The 9,915-nt window shown below is 72.2% G+C and carries 10 protein-coding genes and 1 pseudogene; all 11 read right to left on the bottom strand.

Features of this window, described 5'->3' with window-relative positions:
• Positions 1–189: flavodoxin-dependent (E)-4-hydroxy-3-methylbut-2-enyl-diphosphate synthase (locus tag RIM90_RS28065; protein ID WP_309063555.1), on the bottom strand; the 189-nt coding region annotated here is incomplete at its 3' end.
• A gap of 4 nt (positions 190–193) precedes the next feature.
• The gene (hpnH, locus tag RIM90_RS28060) at positions 194–1,216 is read right to left on the bottom strand and encodes an adenosyl-hopene transferase HpnH (protein WP_309063554.1); all 1,023 of its coding nucleotides are present in this window, start codon (positions 1,214–1,216) and stop codon (positions 194–196) included.
• A 5-nt stretch (positions 1,217–1,221) separates the two neighbouring features.
• On the bottom strand, positions 1,222–1,914 hold the full coding sequence (locus tag RIM90_RS28055) for a 1-hydroxy-2-methyl-2-butenyl 4-diphosphate reductase (RefSeq protein WP_309063553.1): 693 nt from the start codon (positions 1,912–1,914) through the stop codon (positions 1,222–1,224).
• Positions 1,914–3,974 (bottom strand): squalene--hopene cyclase, encoded by a 2,061-nt coding sequence (shc, locus tag RIM90_RS28050; protein ID WP_309063552.1) that lies wholly within the window; start codon positions 3,972–3,974, stop codon positions 1,914–1,916. The genes RIM90_RS28055 and shc overlap by 1 nt, the downstream gene beginning before the upstream one ends.
• Before the next feature lie 120 nt (positions 3,975–4,094).
• On the bottom strand, positions 4,095–5,159 hold the full coding sequence (locus RIM90_RS28045) for a polyprenyl synthetase family protein (protein ID WP_309063556.1): 1,065 nt from the start codon (positions 5,157–5,159) through the stop codon (positions 4,095–4,097).
• A gap of 71 nt (positions 5,160–5,230) precedes the next feature.
• A complete protein-coding gene (hpnE, locus tag RIM90_RS28040) occupies positions 5,231–6,655 on the bottom strand; it encodes a hydroxysqualene dehydroxylase HpnE (protein WP_309063551.1) in 1,425 nt (474 codons plus the stop codon).
• Entirely contained in the window at positions 6,652–6,789 is a 138-nt protein-coding gene (locus RIM90_RS31655) for a DUF6380 family protein (RefSeq protein WP_375165582.1), read from the bottom strand. Before RIM90_RS31655 ends, hpnE begins: the two co-directional genes overlap by 4 nt.
• Complete coding sequence (gene hpnD, locus RIM90_RS28035) at positions 6,789–7,739, bottom strand: presqualene diphosphate synthase HpnD (protein WP_309063550.1); 951 nt, start codon at positions 7,737–7,739, stop codon at positions 6,789–6,791. The genes RIM90_RS31655 and hpnD overlap by 1 nt, the downstream gene beginning before the upstream one ends.
• A complete protein-coding gene (hpnC, locus tag RIM90_RS28030) occupies positions 7,736–8,647 on the bottom strand; it encodes a squalene synthase HpnC (protein WP_309063549.1) in 912 nt (303 codons plus the stop codon). Before hpnC ends, hpnD begins: the two co-directional genes overlap by 4 nt.
• Positions 8,648–9,007: 360 nt before the next feature.
• Complete coding sequence (locus tag RIM90_RS28025) at positions 9,008–9,796, bottom strand: ABC transporter ATP-binding protein (RefSeq protein ID WP_309063548.1); 789 nt, start codon at positions 9,794–9,796, stop codon at positions 9,008–9,010.
• Positions 9,789–9,915: pseudogene (locus tag RIM90_RS28020) on the bottom strand (ABC transporter permease); the annotation flags it as partial. The gene RIM90_RS28025 and the pseudogene RIM90_RS28020, both read right to left, overlap by 8 nt.

Raw genomic sequence — 9,915 nt, 5'->3', positions numbered from 1 at the left:
CGCGGTCAGCTCGGCGATCTGCTGGAGCGTCGCACCGATGTCGGACGTACGCGTCGTCGTCATCGACTGCACGGACACCGGAGCGTCCCCGCCCACCGCCACCGACCCGACCTGGATCTGCCGGCTCCTCCGGCGCTCGGCGACCGGCCGCAGGGGCACCTCGGGGACTCCGAGGGAGACAGCGGTCACGGCCTCACTCCCGGTTTCCGGAGGCGGTCTCGCGCATGGCGCGCAGCGACTCCTTCAGGGACCCCATGGTGGCGAGGACGGCGGTGGGCTCGTAGCCGCAGTGCGCCATGCAGTTGGCGCAGCGCGGATCCTTGCCGCGTCCGTACCGGTCCCAGTCGGTCTCCTCGATCAGCTCCCGGTACGTCGGCACGTATCCGTCGCTCATCAGGTAGCAGGGGCGCTGCCAGCCGAAGAGGGAGTAGTTCGGGATCGCCCACGCGGTGCACGGGAAGTCGACCTTCCCCTCGAGGAAGTCCAGGAAGAGCGGGGAGTGGTTCAGCCGCCAGCGGCGCCGGTTGCCGCCGGCGAAGGCCTTCTTGAACAGCTCGCGGGTCTGCTCCACGCCCAGGAAGTGCTCCTGGTCGGGGGCCTTCTCGTAGGCGTAGGCGGGCGAGATCATCATCTCGTCGACCTTGAGGTCGTCGTTGAGGAAGTTGAGCACCTCGACGACGGTCTGCGGGGTGTCGGTGTTGAAGAAGGTCGAGTTGGTGGTGACCCGGAAGCCGCGCCGCTTGGCCTCCTTGATGGCCGCCACGGCCTCGTCGAACACCCCCTCCTTCGCGACGGACTCGTCGTGCCGCTCCCGCAGCCCGTCGATGTGCACGGCGAAGGCGAAGTACGGGGAGGGGGTGAACCTGTCCATCTTCTTGCGCAGCAGCACGGCGTTGGTGCACAGGAAGACGTACTTCCTCCTGGCCACCAACTGCCGCACGATCTCGTCGATCTGCGGGTGCATCAGCGGCTCGCCGCCGGCGATCGACACCATCGGGGCACCCGACTCCAGGACCGCGCCCACGGCCTGGGCGACCGGCATGCGCTGCTTGAGCACCCCGGCCGGGTGCTGGATCTTCCCGCAGCCCTCGCACTTGAGGTTGCAGGCGAAGAGCGGTTCCAGCTCGACGATGAGCGGAAACTTGTCCCGCCGGCGGAGCTTCTGTTCGGCCAAGTATGTAGCGACCTTGATGGACTGGCGCAGCGGCATGGCCATCTGGCTCACCTCCTGGGGAGCAGCAAGGAACGGTGCCATTCATAGAAAGCCGGAAGTACGGAACGAAGAACACGGAAAGCCGATATTCCACCGCGCACCGTGCCGATCCGGACCAGTTCGTGTTCCGGAGCGTCCACGACCACCCGGACGGCCGCAACCGGGCGCTCACCCGCACGGACGGCGCTCAGCAGCGTGGCCGCCGATTCCATGTCGACCGCGATCGCACCGGTCGCGAGCAGATCGGACCGTTCGTGACCGCGGACGACGTGGTCGGAGCCGGTGAGCGGCCCGGTGTGGACGGTGCGTCCGGGCACCGTGCGCGCCAGTTCCTTCACCAGCAGCTCGGTCCCGGTGCACGGCACGCTGCCGCGCGGGTCCCGCGTCTCCTCGGCGACGACCAGGTCGCCGGGGTGCATGCCGGGGGCGAGCCCCGCGCAGAAGCCCGTGGCCAGGACGGCCGCCCCGCGCAGGGCCGGATCGGCGAGCACCCGGGTGACGGAGCGCTCGGCCGCCACCGGCCCCATGCCCGTGCGCAGGACCGTGACCGGCCCGCCCCCGCTCCCCTTGCCCCGTTCGGCTCCGGGGCGCTGAAAACCGGTGGCGAGGGCCCGCCCGTGCTCGCTCGTGCGCAGGGCGAGCTGCTCGATGCCGAGCGCGCAGGCGATCAGCAGCGGAGCCGGAGCGGGCCGGGCGCTCATCAGCTGCCCTTCGCCTCGGCGAGGGACTGCTCCCGGCCGGCGCCCTCCTGCACGGTGCCGGTCTTCGCCGCGAGGGGCTTCTTGGCGAAGGGCTCCCCGTTCACGTACCGGCCGAGCGCGGTGAGCGGGAAGACCTGCCGGTACAGGTGGTAGTTGATGGAGAAGTCCCAGGGGAAACCGGTGCCGGTGAAGTACGGCTCGTCCCAGGAACCGTCCTCGCGCTGGGTGGCGGCCAGCCACTCGATGCCGCGTTCGACGGCCCGGGACCCCCTCTCTCCCGCCGCCAGCAGCGCCATCAGCGCCCATGCCGTCTGCGAGGCGGTCGAGGCGCCCCGGCCGCTCCACTGCCGGGCGTCCCGGTAGGAACGCAGGTCCTCGCCCCAGCCGCCGTCGTCGTTCTGGACCGACTCCAGCCAGGCCACGGCCCGCCGGATCGCCGGGTGCGAGCCGGGGATCCCGGCGGCGACCAGCGCGGGTACGACGGAGCCTGTGCCGTAGAGGTAGTTGACGCCCCAGCGTCCGAACCACGAGCCGTCCGGCTCCTGTTCGGCGAGCAGCCACCGGATGCCGCGCCGGGTGCGCGGGTCGTGGGCGAGGCCCTCGGCGGCGAGCATCTCCACGACGTGCGCGGTGACGTCGGCGGACGGCGGGTCGATGACCTCGCCGAAGTCGCAGAACGGCAGCCGGTTGGGGAACGGGCTGGTGTTGTCGACGTCGAAGGCGCCCCAGGCGCCGTTCCTCGACTGCATGCCGAGGTTCCAGCGCACCCCGCGTCCGATGGCGTTGTCCACCCGCTCGGGATCGTGGTGCTTGACCCGGCGCAGCGCGAGGACCACTTCGGCGGTGTCGTCGATGTCGGGGTAGTTGTCGTTGTGGAACTCGAACGCCCATCCCCCCGGCGGCAGATGGGGCCTGCGCACGGACCAGTCACCGGGCCGCACGATCTGCTCGCCCAGCATCCAGTCGGCGGCCTTGACCAGTTGCGGGTGGTCGGCGGGCAGGCCCGCGTCGGCCAGCGCGATGGTGGCGAGGCAGGTGTCCCACACCGGGGACTGGCAGGCCTCGATCATCCGGGCCCCGTCCTCGCGCCACACGGCGAACCGGTCCAGCGACTCCAGCCCGGCGCGCATCACGGGATGGTTCAGGTCGTAGCCGAGCAGGTGGAGCGCGATGATCGAGTACACGGCCGGGGGCTGGATGCCGCCCCAGCAGCCGTCGTTCTCCTGCCGCTCGACGATCCAGCGGGCGGCGGTGTTCATGGCCGCCTTGCGCAGCCGGCGCGGAACGGCCTTGCGCAGGGCGTGCAGGGCCCTGTCCAGCCGCTGGAAGGCCCCGTCCCAGCTGGCCGCCGGAGCCAGGACCCTGGGCGGGTTGGGACGGGCGGGGTCGGTGTGCAGTTCGTCGAGCGGGAACGGGGCGGGGCGTACCGGGCGCTTGGCGGAGACGATCGTCAGCGGGACGATGGTCTGCCGGGCCCAGCAGCCGAAGTCGTAGATGTTGAGCGGCACCCAGGGCGGGAACCAGATCAGCTCGGGCGGGAGTTCGGGCAGGTCCTCCCACTTCCACCAGCCGAACAGGGCCAGCCAGATCCGGGTGAAGACGCGGGAGGCGGCGATGCCGCCCTGCGCGCGGACCCAGGCGGAGGCCTTCGCCATGTGCGGGGCGTCCGGCGGATCGCCCGCCAGGCGCAGCGCGACGTACGCCTCGATGGTGGTGGAGAGTTCGCCGGGTCCGCCGTGGAAGGTGGCCCAGGTGCCGTCCTCGCGCTGCTCTCCGCGGATGAACAGGGCGGCGGCGCGGGTGGTCTCCTCGTCGCGGATGCCGAGGAACTGACGCAGCAGCAGGTCCTCGGCGTCCATCGTGACGTTGGTCTCGAGGTCGCCCTTCCACCAGCCCTGGTCGTCCTGCCGGGACAGCAGGAAGTCGGTGGCGCGCCGCATGGCGCGGGCGGCGATGTCGGGAACCCCGGCCGCCACGGGAGTGTCGGTGTCGGTGTCGCTGGCCGCGGTCACTCGGGACGGCAGGGCCGCCCCGGTGCTTCCGTCGGTCGTCGCTGTCATGGCTTCCCCTTCGTGCAGTCCTGCAAGTCGTGGTGTCTGCTGTGGGTCCGCCGTCGGCCGGTGCTGTTCTCCCCGCAACACCGGCCGGCGACTACGCGAGGGCTATTCGACCGATAGTGATCATCTCTTTCGTACGACGACGAAGTCCGCGAGCGCCGTGAACTGCTCCCGCACCCGGTCGGGCATGTCGACGGCGTCGAGGGCTTCGATGGCGATGGCGTGCTGACGGCGCGCCTCTTCGGCGGTCCACTCGCGGCCGCCCGCCTCCTCGATGAGGGCGGCGCGGGCCGCGAACTCCTCCTCGGAGAAGTTCGCGAAGTCGCTGCTCTTGGCGTCTGCGGCGAGGATCTCGCCGAGCCGCCCGGAAGCGGGGCCGCCGGACGCGAGCGCGGCCACGACCGGAAGGGACTTCTTGCGCTGGCGCAGGTCGCTCCAGGTCTGCTTGCCGGTGGCCTCCGGGTCGCCCCAGATGCCGAGGAGGTCGTCGACGGCCTGGAAGGCGAGGCCGAGGTGGTAGCCGTACTTCTCCAGGCTGTCGGCGGTGCGCTCGTCCGCGCCGCCGAGCACCGCGCCGATGGAGCTGGCGCAGGCGAGCAGGGCGCCGGTCTTGTTGCCCTCCATCTCCAGGCACTCCTCGACACTGACGCGGTCGCGGTGTTCGTAGGAGATGTCCTGCGCCTGGCCGTCGATCAGCGCGCGGCTGGCGGTGGTCAGCCGGCGGGTGGCGCGGCCGGCCTCGGCGGTGCCGAGTTCCAGCAGCACCTCGTTGGCCAGGGCGAACAGGGCGTCGCCGACCAGGATGGCCTGGGCGGGGCCGTGCACCTTCCAGACGGTGTCGCGGTGCCGGCGCTGTTCGTCACCGTCCATCAGGTCGTCGTGCAGCAGCGAGAAGTTGTGGACCAGTTCGACGGCGACCGCGCCGGGGACACCGGTCTCCGGCGCGGCCCCGGTGACCTCGGCGGACAGCACGGCGAGCGCGGGGCGCACGGCCTTGCCGCCGTCGCCGTCCGCGGGCCGGCCCTGGGCGTCGATCCAGCCGAAGTGGTAGGCGGCGACCGTGTCCATGGGAGGTGCCAGGCGGTCGACGGCCGCCCGCAGTACCGGCGTGGCCAGGGTCCGGCCGCGCTCCAGGAGCGCGGACACGTCCACCGCGGTCCTTCGAGCGGCCTGCGAGGCCGGGGGCACAGTGGGCACAGTCTCTCCTCTTGTTGCGGTACCGGGGGTGCGGAGGTCTGCCGCGCCGCGCTCGTCGAGCATCAGGCCGCCTCCTCGATCGCGAAGAGGTGGCGGGGGCGGGGCCGGCCCAGGGCGCCCAGCGCGGCGTCCGCCGCGCCGACGCCGCTGCGGACCGCACCCTCCATGGTCGCGGGCCACCCGGTGGCGGTCCACGCGCCGGCCAGGTACAGGCCGGGTGCCTTGGTGCGGGCGCCGGGCCTGAGCCGTCCGACGCCGGGGGCGGGAACGAACGTGGCGGTGCGTTCCCGGGTGACGAAGAAGTCCTTCACCCGGGCGTCGCGGGTGCGCGGCAGCAGCCGCCGGAGTTCGGGCAGGTAGCGCTCGCGCAGCGTGGCCACGGGCTCGTCGATCTCGTTCTGGGCGACCGACTGGGACAGCGCCAGGTACTGGCCCTCCTGCAGCCCGGACGCCTCGGTGCGGTCGAAGACCCACTGCACGGGGGTGCCGAGGGCCGCGAGGAAGGGCCGCGCGAGGACCTTGCGGTCGTAGACGACGTGGACGTTGAGGATCGGCGCGGTGCCGATGCCGAGCAGCCGCTCGGGGGCGTCCAGCGCGCCCGCGGGCAGCAGCTCGTACGCCTCGCGCTGCGGTACGGCGAGGACGACCGCGTCCGCCGGCAGCGTCCCGCCGGGAACCCGGACGCTCCATCCTCCGTCGTTCGCGGAGACGGAGGTGACCCGGGTACGGACCTCGGTCCGCACGCCCGCGGAGTCGAGCGCCTTGCGGGCGAGCCGGTCGTGCAGGTCGCCCAGGGGTACGCGCGCCCAGCCGATGTCGGCCGCGCCCGGGTCGGACAGCAGGCCGGTCTTGAACACCATCGCGGCGAGCGACAGGGAGGCGTCGCCCGCGACCGCGTTGAGGGTGGCGACCCCGACCAGGTCCCACAGGGCCTCGATGGCGCGCGCCGACTGGCCGTGCGCGGTCAGCCAGCTGCCGAAGTCCTGGGTGTCCAGGGCCGGATCGGCGGGGTCGAGCCCCTTCAGCGCGAGCGCGGCCCGGCCCACCCTGGCCCGCTCGGTGAGCGAGAGGTGCGGATACGTCGCGAGGCTGCGCCCCAGGTGCAGGGGCACGGGCAGCGCGTCGCGCCGCAGCCGGCCGAGCCGCCGTCCCTCGGGGCGCGTGACGTCGACGACGGGCACGTCGAGGCGGTCCTGCAGCGGTGCCAGCGCCGCCCCCTGGATGCGGTCGAGGAACCAGCGGTAGGCGGTGCAGCAGCGCAGGTAGACGTGCTGGCCGTTGTCGACGGTCAGGTCGCCGCGCCGGAAGGAGAAGGCGAGCCCGCCGAGACGGGGCCGGCCTTCGAGCAGGGTGACGCGCACCCCCGCGTCGGCGAGCGCGAGCGCGGCGGTGATGCCGGCGAGCCCGCCTCCGACCACGACGGCGTGCCTCCCGGCCGGTGCCGGGCCGCCCGCGAGGGCCCCCTCGGATCGTGTGCCGTGGGTCATCGTGCGCCCTCCCCTGCCCGGCCGCCGTGCCCGAACGGTGCACGGCCGCCCGTCTCAGTCTGGGACGCGGCGTCGTGACGGAGGGTTGCCCGCCGCTTTTCGCCGGGGGCATCACCTGGGAGCGGTGTGTCCATCAGGCGCGCCTCCTGACGGTCCGACGGGTGACGTGCCGGGCGTCCAGTCCGGACAGGCCGCGCACCGCGACGTACGCCTTCTCGCGTCCGGGCAGGGAGACCCGGCCGCGCAGCACGGCCTCGGGGTCGCGCTCGATGCGGTCGAGCAGCCGGCGGTAGATGCCGGCCATGGCGGCGACGCAGGCGCCGCTGCGCCGGTCGAGCAGGGGGAGCAGCCGGTAGCCCTCGGCGAAGAGGGCGCGGGCCCGGCGCACTTCGAAGTGCACGAGGCCCGCGAAGTCGGAGCCCTCCGGTGGGATCGGCCCGTCGAACCCGGCCGAGCAGCCGAACTTGGCGAGGTCGTCGGCGGGCAGGTAGGTGCGTCCGCCCTCGGCGTCCTCGCGGACGTCCCGGAGGATGTTGGTGAGCTGGAGCGCGAGGCCGAGGGTGTCGGCGTACTCGGGGGCGCGCTCGGCGCCGCGCGCTCCCCGTTCCGTACCGAACACTCCGAGCGAGAGCCGCCCGATGGCGCCCGCGACACAGCGGCAGTAGGCCTTCAGGTCGTCCCAGGTCTCGTAGGTCTCGCCGCGCACGTCCATCTGGACGCCGTCGATGAGCTCGTCCAGGCCGCCGAGCGGGATCGGGAAGTGCGCGGCGGCATGGGCGAGGGCGACCGCGACCGGGTCGGTGTCGTCCTCGTCGACCGCGCCGTCGCGGATCCGGGTGAGCAGCGCCCGGGTGTCCTCGAGCCGGGCGACCTTGACCTCGTCCGCCAGCGCGCCGTCGCCGATGTCGTCGACGCGCCGGGAGAACGCGTACAGCGCCGACATCGCGCGCCGCTTGGACGTCGGCAGCAGCCGGATGCCGTAGGCGAAGTTGCGGGCCTGGTGTCCGGTGACGGCCTCGCAGTAACGGTAGGCGGCGAGTACCGGTGCGGACGCGTGCGGTTCCGACTCCACGGTCCGGATCACCCCTCTCCTCGCAGAGTCACGCCCGCCTCGCGCAGCAGCCGGAGCTTGCCGGGCTTGGGCGGGCCGGAAAGTACGTCGTAGTCGGCGGCGGCGATCGCGTGGAGGGCCGCCCTTCCTCCCGCCACGAACCCTGCGAGCAGCAGCCTCAGTCTGCCGTGGACGCTACCCACCAGGGGGGCGCCTTCATTCAGCAGGTCCCGGGCGCGTTGGGCCTGGTACGCGACCAGTGCGCGCACCGATGCGCCGGCGCTGTCCGTGGCGAGATCCGCCTCCTGGACGTGAAAGCGCTTCATGTCCTCGGCGGGCAGGTAGATGCGGTCGCGGCCGAGGTCCTCGGCGACGTCCTGCAGATGCTCGACGATCTGCAGGGCCGTGCAGATCGTGTCGGAGCGGCGGACGCGCTCGGGCGTCGAGGTGCCGGTGATGGCGAGGACCAGGCGGCCGACGGGGTTGGCCGACAGCTCGCAGTAGGCGAGCAGGTCGTCGTAGGTCTCGTACCTCTTGACCAGCTGGTCCTGGCGGTTGGCGGCGATCAGGGCGAGGAAGGGCTCGGGGGTCAGCGCGTGGCGGCGGACCGTCGGCCGCAGTCCGCGCAGCAGCGGGTGGCGTGGCTCGGGGACGGACGCGTCGAACACGCGGTGCAGGTCGTCCTCGAAGGCGTCCAGCAGCACCAGCCGGTCCTCGGCCTCCTCGGCGGAGACACCGAGGAGGCGGGCGTCACGGCCGCCGGGGGCCAGATCGCCGTCGCCGATGTCGTCGACCAGACGGGCGAAGCCGTACACGGCCATGAGGTCGTCGCGCCACGGCCTGGGCAGGAAGAAGGGCGCCACGGGGAAGTTCTCGGCGGCGGCCTTGTCGAGCGTGGCGCGTGCGGGATCGACGGCGCGCGCCGTGCCGGTGGACGTCATCGCGGGCTGCCCTGGGCGGGGACGGCACATGCGGCGTTCAGCCGGGGAGTTTCCGTAGCCATTGCCGTCACATCTCCCGTTCTACACTGCCAACCCAATGCATACTATTTCGGACACGCCCGCCCGGGCTTCCGCCCAGCGGCCTCGCTGAATGGTGTCGGGCATTATGGCCCTGATTGCCGCCTTTCGGGACCGGTACAGCTTACGTTGTACAACGCGGCGTGTTCCGTCGGGGGTACGGCGCATCGCAACAACACACCGATCGGCGTCAGAATTCCTCGCCGGGGCGGGAGTTGACGCCTCCTTCGCGGACGCCGGACCCCACCGGGGAAGTTCCGGCGGGGCCCTGGTCGCATCGGGTTACTTGCCCGTGAACTTCTCGTACTCCTTGAGCACCTCGTCGGTCGGCCCGTCCATGCGCAGCTCACCGCGCTCCAGCCACAGGACGCGGTCGCAGGTGTCGCGGATCGACTTGTTGTTGTGGCTGACCAGGAACACCGTCCCGGCCCGCTTGCGCAGCTCCCGGATCCGGGCCTCGGAGCGCTTCTGGAAGGAGCGGTCGCCGGTGGCCAGCGCCTCGTCGATCATCAGGACGTCGTGGTCCTTGGCGGCGGCGATGGAGAAGCGCAGCCGGGCGGCCATGCCGGAGGAGTAGGTGCGCATCGGCAGGGTGATGAAGTCGCCCTTCTCGTTGATCCCGGAGAAGTCGACGATCTCCTGGTAGCGCTCCTTGATCTGTTCGCGGGACATGCCCATCGCGAGCCCGCCCAATATGACGTTCCGTTCACCCGTCAGGTCGTTCATCAGGGCGGCGTTGACGCCGAGCAGGGAGGGCTGGCCGTCGGTGTAGACCTTGCCCTTCTCGGCGGGCAGCAGGCCGGCGATGGCCCTCAGCAGGGTGGACTTGCCCGAACCGTTGGAGCCGATGAGGCCGATGGCCTCGCCCCGGTAGGCGACGAAGGAGACCCCGCGCACGGCGTGCACCGTGCGCACGCCCCGCTGCGCGTCGTCCTTGCCCCGCTTGAGGATGCGGCTGAGCGCCGCCGTGGCGCTGCCCTTGCCGGTCCTGGCGCCGTTGACGCGGTAGACGATGTGCAGGTCGTCCGCGATGACGGTGGGAATGCGCGCGCCCGTCGTCTCGTCAGCCACGGCCGTACCTCTCCTCTGCCTTCCAGAAGTAGACGAAGCCGACCACGCCGGCCAGCAGCGCCCAGCCCACCGCGAACGCCCACACGTGCGGGGGCAGGTACGAGGAGCCGTAGTCGTCG

This window comes from Streptomyces sp. (assembly GCF_031181555.1).
GTDB lineage: Bacteria > Actinomycetota > Actinomycetes > Streptomycetales > Streptomycetaceae > Streptomyces > Streptomyces fimbriatus.
Note: the sequence above shows the minus strand (reverse complement) of the source record. Positions and strands in the feature narration are given on the sequence as shown.